This window comes from Sphingobium sp. TKS (assembly GCF_001563265.1).
In the GTDB taxonomy this organism is placed as follows: Bacteria; Pseudomonadota; Alphaproteobacteria; order Sphingomonadales; family Sphingomonadaceae; genus Sphingobium.
Map to the genome: position 1 here is coordinate 296,355 of NZ_CP005083.1, position 18,512 is coordinate 314,866.

15 protein-coding genes are annotated in these 18,512 nt (G+C 65.6%); 10 read left to right on the plus strand and 5 right to left on the minus strand.

Annotation, left to right across the window (positions count from 1 at the left end):
* Positions 1-60 precede the first annotated feature (60 nt).
* The 10 genes from K426_RS01425 (at position 61) to K426_RS01470 (ending at position 12,067) form a co-directional block, all read left to right on the plus strand.
* Positions 61-2,205, plus strand: coding sequence for a TonB-dependent receptor (locus tag K426_RS01425; RefSeq protein WP_020819425.1), 2,145 nt, complete (start codon positions 61-63; stop codon positions 2,203-2,205).
* 3 nt (positions 2,206-2,208) lie between these two features.
* Entirely contained in the window at positions 2,209-2,910 is a 702-nt protein-coding gene (locus K426_RS32295) for an energy transducer TonB family protein (RefSeq protein WP_021224255.1), read from the plus strand.
* Between the two features lie 78 nt (positions 2,911-2,988).
* Positions 2,989-3,690 carry a VIT1/CCC1 transporter family protein gene (locus K426_RS01435; protein ID WP_020819427.1) on the plus strand — a complete coding sequence of 234 codons (702 nt, stop codon included), beginning with the start codon at positions 2,989-2,991 and terminating at the stop codon, positions 3,688-3,690.
* Positions 3,691-3,770: 80 nt separating this feature from the next.
* Entirely contained in the window at positions 3,771-4,496 is a 726-nt protein-coding gene (locus tag K426_RS01440; RefSeq protein ID WP_025160951.1) for a cytochrome b/b6 domain-containing protein, read from the plus strand.
* An 85-nt stretch (positions 4,497-4,581) separates the two neighbouring features.
* Positions 4,582-5,259, plus strand: a complete 678-nt coding sequence (locus tag K426_RS01445; protein WP_020819429.1) for a winged helix-turn-helix domain-containing protein — start codon at positions 4,582-4,584, stop codon at positions 5,257-5,259.
* Complete coding sequence (locus K426_RS01450; RefSeq protein ID WP_020819430.1) at positions 5,256-6,272, plus strand: sensor histidine kinase; 1,017 nt, start codon at positions 5,256-5,258, stop codon at positions 6,270-6,272. Before K426_RS01445 ends, K426_RS01450 begins: the two co-directional genes overlap by 4 nt.
* A gap of 53 nt (positions 6,273-6,325) precedes the next feature.
* Complete coding sequence (locus K426_RS01455; RefSeq protein ID WP_020819431.1) at positions 6,326-7,450, plus strand: efflux RND transporter periplasmic adaptor subunit; 1,125 nt, start codon at positions 6,326-6,328, stop codon at positions 7,448-7,450.
* Between the two features lie 9 nt (positions 7,451-7,459).
* Entirely contained in the window at positions 7,460-10,531 is a 3,072-nt protein-coding gene (locus tag K426_RS01460) for an efflux RND transporter permease subunit (RefSeq protein ID WP_021224265.1), read from the plus strand.
* Entirely contained in the window at positions 10,524-10,823 is a 300-nt protein-coding gene (locus tag K426_RS01465) for a DUF3240 family protein (protein ID WP_020819433.1), read from the plus strand. Before K426_RS01460 ends, K426_RS01465 begins: the two co-directional genes overlap by 8 nt.
* Positions 10,820-12,067, plus strand: a complete 1,248-nt coding sequence (locus tag K426_RS01470) for a TolC family protein (RefSeq protein WP_020819434.1) — start codon at positions 10,820-10,822, stop codon at positions 12,065-12,067. Before K426_RS01465 ends, K426_RS01470 begins: the two co-directional genes overlap by 4 nt.
* Before the next feature lie 7 nt (positions 12,068-12,074).
* Here K426_RS01470 and K426_RS01475 read toward each other — a convergent pair whose 3' ends face one another.
* From K426_RS01475 to K426_RS01495, 5 genes are all read right to left on the minus strand, one after another.
* Positions 12,075-12,935: a class I SAM-dependent methyltransferase gene (locus tag K426_RS01475; protein WP_020819435.1), complete on the minus strand. Its 861-nt coding sequence runs from the start codon at positions 12,933-12,935 to the stop codon at positions 12,075-12,077.
* Positions 12,932-14,356 carry an efflux transporter outer membrane subunit gene (locus tag K426_RS01480; RefSeq protein WP_237229880.1) on the minus strand — a complete coding sequence of 475 codons (1,425 nt, stop codon included), beginning with the start codon at positions 14,354-14,356 and terminating at the stop codon, positions 12,932-12,934. Before K426_RS01480 ends, K426_RS01475 begins: the two co-directional genes overlap by 4 nt.
* A gap of 98 nt (positions 14,357-14,454) precedes the next feature.
* Positions 14,455-15,579, minus strand: a complete 1,125-nt coding sequence (locus tag K426_RS01485) for an ABC transporter permease (RefSeq protein ID WP_020819437.1) — start codon at positions 15,577-15,579, stop codon at positions 14,455-14,457.
* A 6-nt stretch (positions 15,580-15,585) separates the two neighbouring features.
* Positions 15,586-16,743 (minus strand): ABC transporter permease, encoded by a 1,158-nt coding sequence (locus K426_RS01490; RefSeq protein WP_021223102.1) that lies wholly within the window; start codon positions 16,741-16,743, stop codon positions 15,586-15,588.
* On the minus strand, positions 16,740-18,512 hold the full coding sequence (locus K426_RS01495; RefSeq protein ID WP_020819439.1) for an ATP-binding cassette domain-containing protein: 1,773 nt from the start codon (positions 18,510-18,512) through the stop codon (positions 16,740-16,742). Before K426_RS01495 ends, K426_RS01490 begins: the two co-directional genes overlap by 4 nt.

Sequence of the window (18,512 nt, forward strand, 5' to 3'; positions counted from 1 at the left end):
CTTTCGCCGTTCGTTTTCAACGGCGCGCGGACCGCCGCGCGCCCGGATCAGGATCCATCCATGTCTGTCATTTCCAAAGCCGCGAGCGCGGCTGCAATATTCTATGGCCTGTCGGCCGCGAGTGCCTTTGCGCAGGATACACAGGTTCTTCCGTCCATCGGGATCGATTCCGAGGATCGCCCTGCCGGTCCCGTGTCGTCCGAGATCCTTTTGCGTGACAAGGTCGCACCCCTGCAATCGGGAACAAGCGATACGGCGGCGCTGATCGGCCGCCTGCCGGGGGGCAGCAGCTTCGGCGCCGGTGGCTTTTCCAGCCTGCCGGTGATCCGGGGCCTCGAAAGCCAGCGGCTGACCATATTGGTCGACGGCGTGCCGATCGACATCGCCTGCACGAATGCGATGAACCCGCCTTTGTCCTACACCGATCCGCAGACGATCGACGCGATCAGCGTCATCACGGGCGTGACGCCGGTCAGCATGGGCGGTGACAGCATCGGCGGCGCGATTTCGGTGGAAACCCTGACACCGCGCTTCGCCAAGGCGGGCAAACGATTGCTGACGGGCGAACTGTCCACCTTCTACCGCAGTAACGGCGACGGCTTCGGCGGCGCACTTTCGATCACGGCGGCAAGCGACCGGCTCAGCCTCAGCTATGCCGGTTCCTTCACCCAGTCCGACAATTACAAGGGCGGCGGCCGTGACGGCACCGTCCGTTCGACTGAATACAAGAAGACGGACCATGCGCTGAGCCTGGCCGCGCAGACCGATATCGGGCTGTTCGAACTGAAGGGCGGCTACCATTTCTCGCCGTACGAGGGCTTTCCCAACCAGTATATGGACATGACATCCAACAAGAGTTGGTATCTGAACGGTCACTGGAAGGGCGCCTTCGACTGGGGCGATCTGGACCTGCGCGCCTTCTATCGCGACACCGATCATCGGATGAACTTCCTGGCGGACAAGGGCGGCACCGCGACCGGCGGCATGCCCATGAACACCGAGGTTCATAGCGCCGGCTATACGCTCAAGGGCGACATTATGCTGTCCAATCGCGACACGCTGCGTCTCGGGAGCGAATTCCACCACCAATGGCTCAATGATTACTGGCCGGCGGTCGCGGGCCACATGATGATGGGGCCCAACACCTATATCAATGTGAACGGCGCGAAGCGCGACCGGCTTGGCACCTTTGCCGAATGGGAGGCGAAGTGGACGCCGCAGCTCACCACGCTGGTCGGCGTGCGCAACGATCAGGTCTGGATGAACACCGGCGAGGTCCAGCCCTATTCCACCTCGATGATGAATATGGCCGACGCGATGGCGGCCACCGCGTTCAACGCCGCGGATCGCAAACGGCATGACAGCAACTGGAGCGCCACGGCCCTTGTCCGCTATGCGCCGAGCGATCAGGCGACGCTCGAATTGGGCTATGCGCGCAAGAGCCGTTCACCGGGCGTCTATGAGCGCTACAGCTGGGGACGCGGTTCGATGTCGAGCCGGATGATCGGCTGGTTCGGTGATGGCAACGGCTATGTCGGCGATCCCACCCTGAAGCCCGAAAGGGCTGATACGATAAGTGCCGCGGTCAGTCTGAAAGGCGCCGGCGCCAATGGCTGGACGCTCAGGATCGCACCCTATTACACGCGCGTCCATGATTATATCGATGTCGTGAAGCTGGCCGATTTCACCAATATGATGGGCACGCCGACGGGGTTCGTGCAGCTTCGGTTCGCCAACCGCGAAGCCGAGCTATATGGCGTCGATGTCTCGGGTTCGCTTGCGCTGTGGCAGTCGTCATCGGCCGGCACGGCGAAACTGACCGCAACGGCAAGCTGGTTGCGCGGGCGCAATCTGGACGACGGCGGGTCGCTCTACCATCAGATGCCGTTCAACGCGACGTTTGCGCTGGAGCATCGGCTCGGGGGCTGGGAGAGCGCGGTCGAACTGACGGTCGTGGCGGACAAGAACCGGGTCGACGCCACGCGCAACGAACCCCGAACGGACGACTATGCGCTCGTCAATCTTCGGACCGGCTATGCCTGGGGCAATTACCGGCTGGGCCTGGATGTCCAGAACCTGTTCGACAAGGGCTATGATCTGCCGCTGGGCGGCATGTCGCTCGGCGATTACAAGGCGACCGGCGACTTGCGGCCGGTGCCTGGTCGTGGCCGCTCCTTCAACATCGGCCTGACTGCGAAATTCTGAGGCATGGCCGCCAGTCCAGCATACCGGCTGGCCCAGGCGAGCGATACGAGGGCTTTCGGGTTCCTCGTGTCGCTTGCCCTGCATGCGGGTGTTCTTGCGGCCTATGGCCTGTGGAGCCACAGTCCGCGTCTAATCCCCGAAAGGCGGGAGGAACCCCGCACGGTCACGATCATGACGCTGCCTTCGCTCGAAACCGAACAGCCGTCTGCCCGCCGGCCGAAAGCCGCCCCCAGACCGGCAAATCAGCTGACGCCCCCCAGTACAACGCCAGCGACACGCGCGCGGCAAGGGCCGCAGGCGTCGCCCGACCGGCCTGCCTCCGATCAGGCTGCCTTGACGCTACCTGTCGCACCGTCGCCCTTGCCTGCCCGCATGAACGTCGACATGCCGCATCCCCAACCTGCTTCGCCGCAGGCTGCGTCATCAACGCTCAGCACTGCGCGTGCGGCCTATCTTCGGCGGTTGTGGGAATGGATTGCCGCCAGACGCCCGGCGGGCCTTCATCTTGAGGGTGAGGCGCTGATTAATTTTTCCATCGGTGCTGACGGCGCCTTGCGCGAGATCTCGCTCGCGCAATCCAGCGGCAATGCGCAGCTTGACCGGCTCGCCCTTCGCACGGTTCGCCTGGCGGCGCCCTTTCCGCGCCCGCCTGAAAGTCTCGGCGTGGGAACGCTCGATTGCGTCCTGCCTTTCCATTTCAATTAGCGCCGGAAATCACATTGCGTCAGGAGCTGGTCAGCAAATGCGGTCATGGTCTTGTGCCGACCCTTGGCTGGAGGACCCATGACCCGCTTGCACGCTCACCCCGAACGACATGCGGTATCACGTATCGGCTGGCTCCGCGCGGCGGTCCTTGGCGCCAATGACGGTATCGTTTCCACAGGAAGCCTCATTGTCGGCGTCGCCGCTTCGGGAACGGACCGATCAGGCATCCTCGTTGCCGGCATCGCGGCGCTTGTCGCCGGCGCCATGTCGATGGCCGCCGGCGAATATGTCTCGGTCAGCTCGCAGGCCGATACCGAGAAGGCGGACCTCGCCCGCGAAACGGCGGAACTGACAACGCAGCCCGGGCTCGAGCGGCAGGAACTGGCGGACATCTATATGGCGCGCGGCCTGGACCCCGATCTTGCGCTCAAGGTTGCCGACCAGCTCATGGCGGACGATGCGCTTGGGGCGCATGCCCGCGATGAGCTGGGAATTTCCGACATATCCACGGCGCGGCCGTTGCAGGCGGCATTCACATCCGCCGCGACGTTCAGCGCCGGGGCGATCATGCCGCTGGCGGTGGTTGCCGCCGCGCCGGGACAGCAATTGATACCGCTCGTCGTCGCCGTTTCGCTTCTGTGCCTCGTGCTGCTCGGGGCGCTTGGCGCGAAGGCGGGCGGGGCCCCTGTCATGCGGTCGATCGTCCGCGTCACGTTCTGGGGCGCCCTGGCGATGGCGTTGACGGCAGGCGTGGGCAGCCTGTTCGGAGCGGCTGTCTGACGTGATCGCTGCCCCGCGTTCGTCAGCGCGCCGTCAGCAATCTCTCTTATGGCCAAAGGCCAAGGAGACAAATGATGCTCATGGCAAAAACGAGCTACAGTGATAGTTTCAGGGTTTGGGATGCCCCGCTCAGGCTTTTCCACTGGCTGCTGGTCGCGGCGATCACGATTGCCTTTTTGTCCTCGGAAGGAGACAGCGGAATCGCGGACTGGCACATGGCGGCAGGCTGGACCGCCGCTGTCCTGCTTGTCTTTCGTCTTGTCTGGGGGTTTATCGGCGGCGAGCATGCGCGTTTTGCCAATTTCGTGCGACCGTCACGCCTTCTGTCCCACGTCCGGGAACTTGTGACGGGTCATCCACAACGCACGATCGGGCACAATCCGCTGGGGGCGCTCGCTGTTCTGGCCATGCTCATTGCAACCGGCGCGGTGCTGTGGACCGGCATCCAGGTCGACGCGGGGCAGGCCGACGAGGATCTTCATGAGGCGATTGCCTATGGCCTGCTGGCGCTCATCGGCGTTCATGTCGCAGCGGTGGTCCTGATGTCCGTCTTCACCCGCGAAAATCTCGCGCGCGCCATGGTTACTGGCCGCAAGAGCGTCGCTCTGCACCCTGGCGCCCACGATGCCCGTCGGCCGGCCGTCGTCGCGGTGCTGCTGGCCGTCCTGGTGATCGGGATGACGGTGTTTGGCATCCTGCGCTACGATTCCGCGGCGTTCAGTGCGCAGTCGCACGGCGAGGCAAAGCAAGGGCATGAAATCGAAGGTGGAACAGCCGTTCAAGGCGAGGATAATGACCGGGATTGAGACGGCCTCTTTCGATCCCCGCGCGGGACTGGTCAGATTGCAGGGCGGGAATTGAGGCGGGATCGTGCTAGGAAAGCCGGCATAGATGCGCGTTCTTGTCATAGAGGATAATGACCGGCTGGCGAAGCTGGTTGCGGACGGCCTTCAGCGCCGGGGCTTTTCGTGCGACATCGCCACGACCCTGTCCGATGCGGACAGCGCACTGGGTGGCGCGGTCTATGACGCGATCATACTCGATCTCGGCCTGCCGGACGGCGATGGCGTCGCCTGGCTGGCGAACCGTCGCCAGTATCGGCAAATGCCGCCCGCGATCATCCAGACCGCGCGCGGCGCGCTGGAGGACCGGGTCACGGGGCTTGACGCCGGCGCCGACGATTATGTCGTCAAGCCTGTCGAGATCGATGAACTGGCCGCGCGCATTCGCGCGTTGCTCCGCCGCCCCGGCCCGCGCGCGCAACCTGTGCTGGAAGCGGGCTGCCTGCGGTTCGACACGGCGGCGCGCACGGCGCACTGCGGGGACTACGCCATCGATCTGTCCCGCAGGGAGGCCGACCTCCTGGAATTGCTGCTACGGCGGGCGGGAACCGTCGTCCGCCGCGAGACGATCGAGGATGCGCTCTACAATTTCAACGAGCCGGTGACGCCCAATGCCGTGGAAGCGGCGGTCTCCCGCTTGCGCCGGAAGCTGGACGAGGCTGGTGCCACTGGCGCGCTCCACACCATCCGCGGCGTCGGCTATATGCTGAAGGATGTCGCGGCGTGACCTATCGGCGCTCCGTGTCGCGCAAACTTGCGCGAGGGCTTGCTCTCGTCGGCCTTGTCGGCACCATCTTGTTGCTTGCAGCGGTCGTCTTTTTCTACAGCCTGACATTCGACGATCTGACGGCGCAGGACGCGCTGATCAAGGCCGTGCGCGAGATGCTGGAGCATGTCGCGCTTCCACTGGTCGTGCTGATGGTGCCCGTCGCCTTCGTCGTGCGGCGCGTGATCCGACAGGCTTTTGGCTCCCTTGAGGAAGCCGCAACCGCGATCGAGGCCGCGCGTGGGCACGAACGCGGCTTTCGCATAGACACGTCCCATCTGCCGGCCGAAGCCCTGCCGTTCACGGATGCCGTCAATGATCTGCTCGGCCGGCTTGACGACGCCGCCATGCGCCAGGAAGCCTTTGCCGCCGATGTCGCGCATGAACTGCGCACGCCGCTCGCGGTGCTGTCGCTCGAATTTGACCGGCTCGACCATGACGACTCCGCGCGCCTGAAGCATGACGTCGCCGCGATGCGTCGCCTGATCGACCAGCTCATGCTGCTGGCCCAAATTGACGCCGCATCCGCCGCGCAATTCCCGCTGGAATCCGTGTCCCTTGTCGAGATCGCCCGCGATGTCGTCAGCCTTCTGGCGCCAGGCATCATCGCGGAAGGGAAAGCCATCACGCTCGATGCAGGTAGCGGGCATCCCGTGGCGCGGGGCCGGCGCGAAGCGATCGCCGCCGCCTTGCGGAACCTCATCGAGAATGCTGTCCGGGTGACGCCAACCGGGAGCACGGTGACCATAAGGGTTGGCCCAGATCCGGTGATCGCGGTGGGTGACGGCGGAGAGGGCCTGTCGACCGATCGGCTTCGCGAACTTGTGCGGCGGCATAGCCGGGCGGACCATGCCAGCACCAACGGCGCCGGGCTTGGTCTGGCGATCGTTGACCGGATCATGGCGGCGCACGGTGGAGAGCTGACCACCGATCCTGTCGCGCGGGAATTGTCATTGCACTTCCCCGGCGCCTGATCGCATTTTGGCCTCGTCAGGGTCTCGTCAGTTTCGCGCACTAGGCGAAGCCCATGTCGAAGCGGAACTATCTCCTTGCCGGCGTTGCCGTCATTGTGCTGGTGCTTGGTGTCTGGTGGTTTGCCGGATCCGGCACGGCCCCTGAGCCCAGCCTCCAACCCGCTGAAGCCGGGAAAGCGGCGCCGGGCATATTGCCGGTTGATCGCAAACAGGCCGCGCAGCTCGGTATCCGCCTTGTGCCCGCCATCGCCGCGATTGAAGCGCCCATCGCCGTCATTCCGGCGGTGATCCAGCCGCCCGCCAACGCGCGCGTGGCGGTGGCCGCAACGTTTCCCGGCGTGGTCATGCGGACGCTGGTGGTCGAAGGTGATACGGTCCGGCAGGGCCAGCCGCTTGCGATCATTTCCAGCCGCGATGTGTTGACCATGGGGGCCGACCTCACCCGCGCCAATGCGCGGGCGGGCGTGGCGCGGTCGAACGCGGCCCGGCTCTCGCAGCTTGCCCGCGAAGGCATCATCGCTGGCGCGCGCGCCGATGAAGCCAATGCGCTGGCGGCCGAAGCGGGCGCGGATGTCGCCGAAAAGGCGCGCATCCTCAAAATGGTCAATGGCGTGGGCGCGAGCGGCACTTATACGCTGACCGCGCCGATCGCGGGGCGCGTCACGACCGCCAGCGTCCAGACGGGCAATCCGGTGGACGGAACCACCGCGCCTTACGTGATCGACGCCGCCAACCGCTATGAGGTTGTCGGCCAGTTGCCCGAACGGCTCGTCGGCACGGCCCGCCCGGGCATGACCGTATTGATCGAGCCCGACATCGCCGGCCGGGTCACGGCCGTGGGGTCGACGATAGACCCTGCCACCCGCTCGGTCGTTCTCAAGGCCGAGATTCCTGCCGGGCCGGGCATCATCGCCGGCCGCGCGACCAGCATGTCGCTGTCCGGCCCAGCCCCGGCCGGTGCCGTCAGCGTGCCTTCTGGTGCGATCGCCATGATCGGGGACAAGACTATCGTCTTCGTCGCCACTGGCGGCGGATATGCGATCCGCGACGTAACGCTGGGTGGATCTGGGGGCGGTTCCGTCGAGGGACAAACCGTGCTGCTTTCAGGCGTCAGGCCGGGCGAGCAGGTGGTCATTTCCGGCACGAGCGCACTCAAGGCGCTCGCCTTGTCGCGATAGGTCCGGGCCATGTTGCGTTCGCTAGTCGCCGCCTCGCTGTCCTGGCGTCTGCTCGTTCTCGCGCTCGCCCTCGCGGTTGCAGGGCTTGGCGCCTGGGCCTTCGTGACGCTGCCGGTCGATGCCTATCCGAACATCGCCCAGACGCAGGTGAAAGTCATCCTGAAGGCGCCGGGCATGACCCCCGAGGAGGTGGAGAGCCGCGTCATCACGCCGATCGAGATGGAAATGCTCGGTATTCCCGATCAGGCCATCCTGCGATCCACCGCCAAATATGCCATTGCCGACATCACCATAGATTTTGTCGACGGCACCGACATCTATTGGGCGCGTCAGCAGGTTGCCGAACGCCTGTCGAGCGTGTTGCCCGATCTGCCCGCGTCGGTCAGCGGCGGCCTTGCCCCGATTTCCACACCGCTTTCGGACATTTACATGTTCACAATCGAGGGACCGCTCTCGCTTCAGCAAAAGCGTGAACTGCTCGACTGGACCATCCGCCCCGCGCTTCGCACCGTGCCGGGCGTCGCCGATGTGAACGCGCTGGGCGGCTTTGTGCGAACCTTCGAAGTCCGCCCCGATCCCGTTGCGCTTGCGGCGGCAGGCCTCTCGATCGCGGACATCCAGACGGCGATTGAAAGCGGCAACCGTAACGATGGCGCGGGACGGCTGAAAAGCGGCGAGGAATCGCTGATCGTGCGCGCGGTCGGCGCAATCCGGTCGGTCGAGGATCTACAGCAACTGGTGGTTCAAAGCCGCAACGACCGCATCGTTCGGCTGGGCGATCTGGCGACGGTCGGAACCGGCAGCCTGACGCGCTATGGCGCGGTCAGCAAAAACGGTCAGGCCGAAGCGGTTCAGGGGCTGGTGATCGCCCTGCGCGGCGCCGATGCGCGGCAGGTGGTGGATGGTGTCCGCACCCGCCTTGCGGAAATCGAAAGCACATTGCCCACAGGCACCCATGTCGATGTTTTTTACGACCGCTCCGACCTGATCGCGCGCGCCGTCGGCACGGTCGAGAAAGCCTTGCTCGAAGCGGCCGTCCTTGTCGTCGTGCTGCTCATCCTGTTCCTTGGCGACTGGCGTGCGGCGGCGATTGTCGCCGCCACTCTGCCGCTGGCGGCGCTCATCACCTTCCTCTTCATGCAGGGCATGGGCCTTTCGGCCAATCTCATGAGCCTTGGCGGTCTTGCCATCGCCATCGGCCTGCTGGTCGACGGGTCGATCGTGGTGGTGGAAAATATCGTCGAACGGCTCGGCCGGGCACACGAGGAGGGAACCCCGCGCCTCAACCTCGTCTATCAGGCGGCAAGTGAAGTCATCGTGCCGGTCTCGGCCGGTATCGCCATCATCGCACTGGTGTTCCTGCCGCTGCTGTCGCTGCAGGGCCTTGAAGGCAAATTGTTCGCGCCGGTTGCGCTCACCATCGTCTTTGCGCTGGCCGGCTCGCTCCTGCTCGCGCTCACGCTCGTTCCGGTGCTTGCATCCTTCGGCCTGAAAAGCGGCCATCATGGTGAGCCGTGGCTGATGCGCCAGCTTGGTCCCCGCTACCGGGGTCTCCTCGATGGCGCCTTCGCGCGCAAGCGGCTGGTTTATGGACTATCGGCGGCAGGGCTGGTCATCGCCGGCATCGCCTATGGCGCGGTCGGCAAGACCTTCATGCCGACGATGGATGAAGGCTCTATCATCGTCCAGCTCACCAAGCTGCCCTCCATCGATCTTGACCAGTCGGTTCAGGGCGACATGGCCGCGCAGCGCGCATTGATGCGCGTGCCGGAAGTGCAGGACGTGATCGCGCGCGTCGGATCGGACGAAATCGGACTTGATCCGATGAGCCCCAATGAGACCGACAGCTTCGTCCGCCTGAAGCCGCGCTCCGAATGGCGCGGCGACAAGGATCTCATCGTCGAGGATATGCGCAAGGCGATGGCAGGCCTGCCCGGCATCGAGCCGAGTTTCACCCAGCCGATCGAGATGCGGGTTTCCGAAATGCTGACCGGTGCGCGCGGCGATCTTGCCGTCAAGATTTTCGGGCCGGATCTGGCGACGCTGGGCGATCTCGCGGGTCAGGTGCAGGAGATTCTGTCAAACGTCGATGGCGCATCCGAAGTGCTGACCGTCGCCAATGACAGCGTAGACTATCTCCAGCTCGACATCGACCGCGCCGCCGCCGGGCGCTTCGGCATGCCGGTCGACCAGATACAGGATGCGTTGCGCGCGCAGATCGAAGGCGTCCATGTCGGCGTCGTCGCCGATGGCCAGAAGCGCGTGCCGATCGTCATTCGCGGCGATGAGACGCTGCGCGCCGATCCCGCCCGCTTTACCGATCTGCAATTGCACACGCCCGCCGGAATTGTCGCCCGGGTCAGCGACATGGCGCGGATCGAGCGGACAGAGGGGCCGGTCAAGCTTGACCATGAGAACGGGTCGCGCTTCGCGCTGGTGCAGGCGTTCGTCTCCGGGCGCGATCTGGTCGGCTATGTCGATGAAGCGAAGGCCGAGGTCGGCGCGAAGGTCAAACTGCCCGCCGGCTACAGCATCGTCTGGGGCGGGCAGTTCGAAAACCAGCAGCGCGCCTCGGCCCGGCTGGCGGTCGTGATCCCGATCGCGCTGCTCCTGATCTTCTTCGTTCTGCTGGCGACGCTGCGCTCGATGCGCGCCTCGGTGCTCATCCTTGTCAACATCCCCTTCGCCATGGTCGGCGGGATCGTCTCGCTCTGGGCTTCGGGAGAATATCTGTCGGTTCCCGCCTCGGTGGGCTTTATCGCCCTGCTCGGCATCGCGGTGCTCAACGGACTGGTCATGGTCACCTATTTCCGCCAGCTCCGCGCCGATGGGCGGAGCATGACCGAGACGGTGCGCCTCGGCGCCGAACGGCGCCTGCGTCCCGTCCTGATGACCGCCAGCATCACGGCCTTCGGCCTTGTGCCGCTGCTGTTCGCGACCGGCCCGGGATCGGAGATCCAGCGCCCCCTCGCCATCGTCGTGATCGGCGGCCTCATCACCTCCACCCTGCTGACGCTCATTCTGCTGCCGATCCTGTTCGAGCGTTTCGGCGAAAGCGCGGGAGAAACCGACAATGGCTGACATCCTGCTGACCTTCCATTGCGCCTCGCATGACGCCGATAGCGTGACTGACGCACTCCGCGCCGCCTGCGACGCGCCGATCCATATCGCCGAGCAGGCGGTGCGCGGCTGGGACTTCGGCGACGCCAGCACGGCGGAACGGGTGTCGGGCCTTCTGCGCCGCAACGCGCTGGAACTGATTGTCGATGAGGACGCTCTGGGGACACTGGTTGACGCGGTCACCCAATCGAAGCGGTCGCTGCCAGTGCGCTGGCACGTAGTCCCGGTGTCAGCCCGGGGGAGGATCGCATGAGATCGCCGATCATCCTCGGGGCGCTTGTCGCATTGCTCACACCCGCTGGGGCGCTTGCCCAGCGCGCCGATTTGCCGCCGAGCGAAAAGGTTGCCGAAGCGCTGGACAATCATCCGGCCGTGGCGGCCGCGCGGGCACGGGTGGACGCCGCCCGTGCCGACCGCGACATGCTGGCGAAGGGGACCCATGAGATTGCCGTTACCGGCAGCTATGTTCGCCGCAGCGTGGACAGGGAAGGCGGCTATGACGAGTTCGACGCCACGATCGCCCGACCGTTCCGCCTGCCGGGCAAGGCGGCGCTCGATCGCGAGGCGGGCGCCCTGGGCATAGAGGTCGCGGAAAACCGGATGGAGGATGCCCGGCATCAGACGGCTTTGCTGCTCTCCGGCTATTGGAACGACTGGCTGGTCGCCGGCGCGCTGTATCGCAACGACCTCGATACGGTGCGCTGGCTGGAAAAGGAGCTGTCCGCGCTGCGCCGGCGCGTGGCGCTGCGCGATGCGGCGGCGCTCGATGTTGATCAGGCCATGGCGGCAATGGCTCAGGCCCAGGCCCAGGCCGCGAACTCGCTCGCGGCGCGCGAACAGGCGCGTGTGGCGCTTGCCGCGAATTTTCCAGAAATACCGCTGCCCATCGAGCCGCCGGAAACGTCCGTCGCGATGGTTCCGGCCCAGAGACTTGCGGCGATGCGGGATCTGGTGATCGAACGCAGCCATGAAATCCGCGCCGCCGAGCGCGAGGCGCAGCGGCTGGCGGTCGTTGCGCAGCGTGTTCGCGCGGACCGGATTGCCGATCCGTCCTTCGGCGTCCGGCTGTTCAGTGAGCGGAGCGGCATGGAGCAGGGCGCGGGGGTGGTCATGTCGATGCCGCTGGGCGGCGGTCACAGACGCGCGGCGGCGGACCGGGCTTCCGCGGAAGGCAATGCCGCGCAGCTTGAGCATATGTCCGTCCAGCGGACCGTGAGGGCCATCGCGGATGCCGATCTGTCCAGCGCCACATTGCGGCTGGAGGCGTGGAAAAACACGGATCTGTCAGCGCAAAGCGCCGCTAGTGCGCTGGCCCGAACCGAACGTGGCTACCAGCTCGGCCAGATCGACCTTGCCGACCTGCTCTATGCCCGCCGTCAGGCGGGTGAAGCGCGCCGGTCCGAGATCATGGCGCGATCGGAAGCGGCCCGCGCCCTGCTCAAGCTGGAAATCGATTCGCATAGCCTGTGGGTGGTTCACGATGAGGATGGCGGTTGACGCCAGGTCACGCGCGGGCGCTCACCAGCCAGGCTTTCGCGCCCATGCGAACACCTTCATTATCGCAATTGCGCTCGAACAGTTCGACCAGGCTGCGGTGAACGGCTGCGCGTGTGTCGTCCCCGCTCGCCCGGACGAGATCGCCGACCTGCATGCCGTCGAGCACGAAGCGGGTGGCGCTCTCGGGATCGCTGCCGGGTCCGCCGACGCGCTGCTCGCCCGTCCAGGCGTCGAACGATATGTCACAGAAGCCGGCGCTTTGCAGAAGATCGGTGACATAATCCTGCTCGCCCAGCGCGAAGGGGCCGGGCTCGCGCGGCTGCGGCGTGGGCAGGTCGATATGCCGGCGGATCGCGGCCATGACATTGCGCTGCCACGGATTGTCGGCGATCGGCGCCCACACCGCGATGTCGAGCCGTCCACCGGCACGCAGCATCCGGCGCAGATTGGCGAATGCGGCATAGGGTTCGGGAAAGAACATCGTGCCGAAGCGGGAATGCAGCCGGTCGAAGGGGGCTTCTTCGGGCATGGCCGTCGCGGCGTCGCCTTGTTCGAAGCGGATGTTGGCAAGACCGGCGCGCTGCGCCCGATCCGTTGCCGCCGCCACCAGTTCGGGCGATATGTCGAGGCCGAGCGCCAATCCCGTGTTGCCCGTCCTTTCGGCGATCCGCCTCGTCGTCCAGCCGCCGCCGCAGCCGATATCGACCACCTTCTCCCCGGCAACATAGGCTGCTCGCGCGAGCAGCGCTGCGCCGATCGGTTCGATCATGCTCTCGAAACGGTCGAGCTGGGCGAGCCAGCGTGTGCCCGCTTCCCCCGCCCAGTCGTGCGCGGCCGGTTCCTTGCTGTTCCCGTCAGCGTCATTCATTGCCCTTCTCCCACTGTGGCACCAATTGAAACGTGTTTGGAAGTCGGCGCATCGGGCAAGTCCCAGCCCCCACCGATCGCCTTGTACAACGCCACCAGTTGCACCGCCGTTGTGGCATGCGCGCGGGCACAGGCGGTTTCAGCTTCGTGCAGGAGGCGCTCGGCCGCAAGCAGTTCAATCCCCGCGATATCGCCGGCGGCAAAACGGGCCTCGGCGTGGCCGACACTTCGACGCGCAGCGTCCAGCGCCGTTTGACGCCGCGCGAGCGCATCGCGTCCGGCGTCATAGTCGCTCAAGGCGCGCTCCGCGTCGCCCAATGCGGCCAGGACGGCCTGTTCATAGCCCAGCGCGGCCTGCCGCTGAACGGCCTCCCGCGCGCGTATCTCCGCGCGCACGCGGCCGCCGTCGAACAAGCGCCAGGAAATGAGCGGCAGGATGGAGTAGCGGGTGCTGGAGGTGTCGAACCAGTCGCCCGTGCTAAGCGCCTGAAATCCGCCGCCCGCTGCGATAGAGAGCTTGGGAAACAGTTCGGTGGTCGCCACGCCGATATCGGCGGTGCTGGCGGCGAGGCGCCGTTCGGCAGCCAGAACATCGGGGCGACGCCGCAATATATCGGCCCGTTCCCCCACGGGCAGCGCCGGCAGTATGAGAGACGATGCAGTTGCATCGAGCAGCTTGAGTTCACGTTCCGGCGGTGAGCCGAGCAGGACACCAAGGCCGAGCACTGCCGCACGCTGCCGCGCCTCTATGCCCGGCAGCAGGGCGTTGGCGGCGGCCCAGCGTTCATGGGTTGCGTCCACGTCGGCACCGGCAACATCGCCGAGCGCCGCGCGACCGCGCATGAGTTCCAGCGTCTGGTGCAGCGTCGCCACCGTCGCCCGCTGCGCGCGTAATTCTTCTCTGGCGCCGGTCGCCTCGAACCATGCGCGTGCGACTTCGGCCGCGATCCGCATACGCACGCCCTGCGCCTCCGCTTCACTTGCCTGCAAGCGGGCGTTCGCGCCTTCCAGCGCCCGCCGGTTCGCGCCGAACAGGTCGAGTTCCCAGGCCGCGTCGAAGCCGGCATCGTAGATCGTCTGAGACGCATCGAGGCCGGGAATGGACCCAACGGGCAGCGGGCCGTTCTCGCTTTGCCGACGCTGGTTCACACTGGCGCCAGCAGAAACCGTGGGCAGTTGCCGGCCAGCGGCGCGGTCTCGCAGCGCGCGCGCCTCGTCGATCCGTGCGGTGGCTTGACGGATATCGAGATTTTGCGCCAGTGCGGTATCGACCAGCCTCTCCAGTTCGGGATCGCCCAGGGCCCTCCACCAGCGGTCCAGGTCCGTTGGCGCCGACGCTTCCCCAACCGGCCGGCTCCAGCCACTACCCGTGTCAACGGCAGGTGGCGCCCGGTAGTTGGGGCCGACCATACAGGCCGTCAACGAACTGCAGCCAGCTATCAATATTGCGTAGCGCGACCATCGCGGGGAACGTCCGCCCGTATCAGACAATGACGGCGCATGACTGTGGCGGGGCGATCTCATTGCAGGCGTCCTCGAACGAAGATGGTGGCCATGGTGAGCGACACCAGGGCGATCATCGCCAATGGCCAGAGGCTGGCAAATATGTCGCCCGGCGCCATGGCTTTGAGAAAGCTGCCCTCGACGATGACCAGGAAATGGGTGAGTGGAATCGCCTGCGCCAGCCATTGCAGCAGCATGGGCATGTTCTCGACCGGCGTGGCAAATCCCGACATCAGGACGGATGGCACGCCGATGGCGAAGGCGCCCAGGATGGCCTGTTGCTGGGTCGCGCTGATCGCCGAAATCATCAGACCGATGCCCACCACCGACAGGATGAACAGGACCAGGCTGACAAACAGCAGCGCGAACGACCCGTTGAACGGAATCCGGAACGGTCCCGCGGCCGCGGCCATCATCAGAAGTCCGAGCATGGTGCCGATGACCAGCGCCGGCAAGGATTTGGACAGGATGATTTCCGGCGTGGAGGTTGGTGAGACCAGCAACTGGTCGAAGGTTCCCAGTTCGCGTTCACGGGCGATCGACAGCGAGGTTATGAGCAGTGCGCTGAAGAACGCCAGGATGCCGGAGAGGCCCGGGACGATGAACCAGCGATACGTCAGATTGGGATTGAACCAGTTGCGTACCGCCACTGGCGTCGCAGGACCTGTGCCGGGGTTGGCCTCCGCGCCGACTTCGGCGGCGATGGCGGAGAGATAACTGGCGGTGATCTGTCCCGAATTGCTGCGCCGGCCGTCGATCAACAGCTGGATACGGCCGCTGTCTCCGGCAGCGATTGCGCGCGAAAAGTCCGGCTGGATGTCGAGCGCCGCGATCACCTTGCCCTGGTCGATCAGGCGTCCCAGTTCCTGACCGTCGGTCACGCGATAGACCTGGGTAATGAAGTCGGCCCGATCGAGCCGCGCGATCAGTTCATGCGACCAGCGGCCCGCATCCTGATTATGCACGGCAATATCGACGTTGCGCACTTCGAGCGTCGCGGCGAAGGCGAACACCAGCAGTTGCAGCAGCGGCGGCATGAACACCACCATGCGGCTGCGCGGATCGCGCAGGATGCTCAGCACTTCCTTGACGAACTGGGCTCGCAGCCGGGTGAAAGAGAGATAGCCATTGTGCCGCGTCATGGCTCGTCACTCCAGATTCTTGCGCGTGGCGCGCTTGGCCAGGAGGAAAAACAGGACGCCGATGGCGCCCATCGCCAGCAGGTTCGGCACGAAGACGGCCCAGATGTCGCCGGCCAGAAAGACGGTTTTTAGCGAAGAGACGAAATAGCGCGCCGGTATCGCCCAGGTGATGGCCCGGATCGGCGCGGGCATCGCGTCGATCTCATAGAGAAAGCCCGACAGCATGAAGGCCGGCAGAAAACCGGAGAACAAGGCGATCTGCGCGGCCAGGAACTGGTTGCGGGTGACAGACGAAATCAGCAGCCCTTGGCCCAGCGCCGGCACCATGAAGGTGGCCGAAAGCAGCAGGAGCGCCGCCAGCGATCCGCGCAGCGGCACGCCGAACACGAAGACCGCCAGCGCGGTCGCACCGAGCGTGGCCAGCATGCCGAGCGCAAAATAGGGCAGGAGCTTGCCGATCAGGATCTCCGCGACCGATGCGGGCGTGGAGAGCACCGCTTCCATCGTGCCGCGCTCCCATTCGCGCGCCACCACCAGCGCGGTCAGCATGGTGCCGATGATGGTCATGACGATGGCGATCGCGCCGGGCACCAGCGCGCGGCGGCTTTCCAGTTCGGCGTTGAACCAGTAGCGCGGCTCCATCGTGACGGCTGCGCGTGGCGTCTCGCCATCAAGCCCGCCCCGCCAGGTCTGCACCACGCCCTGCGCATAGTTGGTGACATAGTTGGCGGTATTGGGCTGCGAACCGTCGGCGATGATCTGCACCAGAGGCCGCGTGCCGCGATCGGCCAGGCGCTGCTCGAAATCCTGCGGGATCACCACAAATCCGCGCAAATCGCCCGAGACGACCTGGTCGGCGACTTCGCGCCGGTCATGGGCGAAGGTGACGTCCAGATAACGGGTGCCGGCGAAGGCGGCGGCCAGCGATTGCGCCGAAGCAGATTCGGATTCCTGCACGACGCCGATGCGCACCGCGCGCACATCGAGTGATACCGCATAGGAAAACAGCAGCAGCAGCACGACCGGAAGGGCGAAGGCGATCAGCAGCGTGGACGGGTCGCGCATCGCCTGCAGGCTTTCCTTGAACACCAGCGCCCAAAGGCGCTTCGGATCGAAGCGGCGCATGGCTTGAAGGTCCGTTCGCGATCCGCCCGCGCCGTTCATGCGGCAACTCCGCTGCGGGCTTCGTCAGCGCGGTCCTCGGCTTCGACCAGATGAATGAAGGCGTCTTCCATGGTCGGGTCCGGACGGAGATCGCTTACCGCGCTGCGTTTGAGGGCGTCCGGCGTGTCGAGCGCGATCAGCCGGGCGCGATAGAGCATCGCCACCCGGTCGCAATATTCCGCCTCGTCCATGAAATGGGTGGTGACCATCACCGTCACCCCCTTGCGGGCAAGGCCGTTGATATGGGTCCAGAATTCGCGGCGCGTGATGGGATCGACGCCCGAAGTCGGTTCATCCAGGAACAGCACGGGCGGGCGGTGCATCACCGCGCAGGCCAGCGCCAGACGTTGCCTGACCCCGAGCGGCAGGGACTCCGGCGCCGCCGACAGCCAGGGTTGCAGCCCGAAGATGTCGATCATCTCGTCGATCCGCGCCTGCCGCGCGGCGCCTTTCAGGCCATAGACGCCCGCGGAGAACTCCAGGTTCTGCCGCACGGACAGCAAACCATAGAGCGAGAATTTCTGCGCCATATAGCCAAGCTGGCCTTTGGCAGCACCGGTCGCCCGGCGCAGGTCCAGCCCCACCACCTGCGCTTCGCCGCTGGTGGGTTTGAGCAGGCCGCACAGCATCTTGAAGGTGGTCGATTTGCCGGCGCCGTTCGGCCCGAGCAGACCGAATATCTCGCCCTTGCGGACCTCGAAGCTCACCATGTCGGTGGCGGTGAAATCGCCGAAACGCTTGGTCAGATCGCGGCAGGAGACGGCAACGTCTGAAGCCAGTTCGACCGGCGGCATCCCTTCGGCAAGCGCCGATGTGCCGCCCGGACCGCCGCCCAGAAGATCAATGAAAGCATCCTCGAAGCGGGCAGGCACCGCTTTCAGTTGTGCGCCGACCCGATCGGCGAGCGCGCTAATTTGCTCGGTTCCCGCATCGGCGCGCAGCACCACGCGGACGCCGGCGCCCTGGATCACCCCGTCGCCGACACTGTCCAGGCTGAGCACTTCGGCTAGCACGGCCCGCCGCCGCTCGCCGACCTGTTCCAGCCGAAAGCTCCGGCTTGTAAGGCGCGCGGTCAGCTCTCCGGGCGGTCCGTCATAGGCGAGCCGCCCTTCGTTGAGCAGCAGCACGCTGTCGCAGCGTTCGGCTTCGTCGAGATAGGCGGTCGACCAGACTACGGCCATCCCTTCGTCGGTCAGCGCCTGCACCATGCGCCACAGATCCTGACGGCTGACCGGATCGACACCGACACCCGGTTCATCGAGCAGCAGGACAGCAGGCCGGGCCATCAATGCGCAGGCGAGACCCAGCTTCTGCTTCATGCCGCCGGAGAGCTTGCCCGCCAGGCGTCCGGTAAAGGGGGCAAGACGTGTGAAGTCGAGCAGTTGGGCGAACAGGTCGGCGTGTCCATCGGCGGCCATACCGCGCAACTGCGCATAGAGCCGCATATTCTCCATGACCGACAGGTCTTCGTAGAGGCCAAAGCGTTGCGGCATGTAGCCGGTCGCGACATGGATGGCGTCATTGTCGTCCACCACATCGAAGCCCGCTACCCTGGCGTGGCCGCTGTTCGGCACCAGCAGTCCTGTCAGGATACGCATCAAGGTGGTCTTGCCCGCGCCGTCCGGCCCGACCAGCCCGGTCAGTCGGCCATAGCTTATCTGCGCGCTGAGATCCTGTAACGCAGGCGCACTGCCGAAATGCTTGCTCAACCTGTCGATGACGACCGCGACATCGCCATTTTGCTCCTGTGGCGCGGTGGCGGGCGGCAC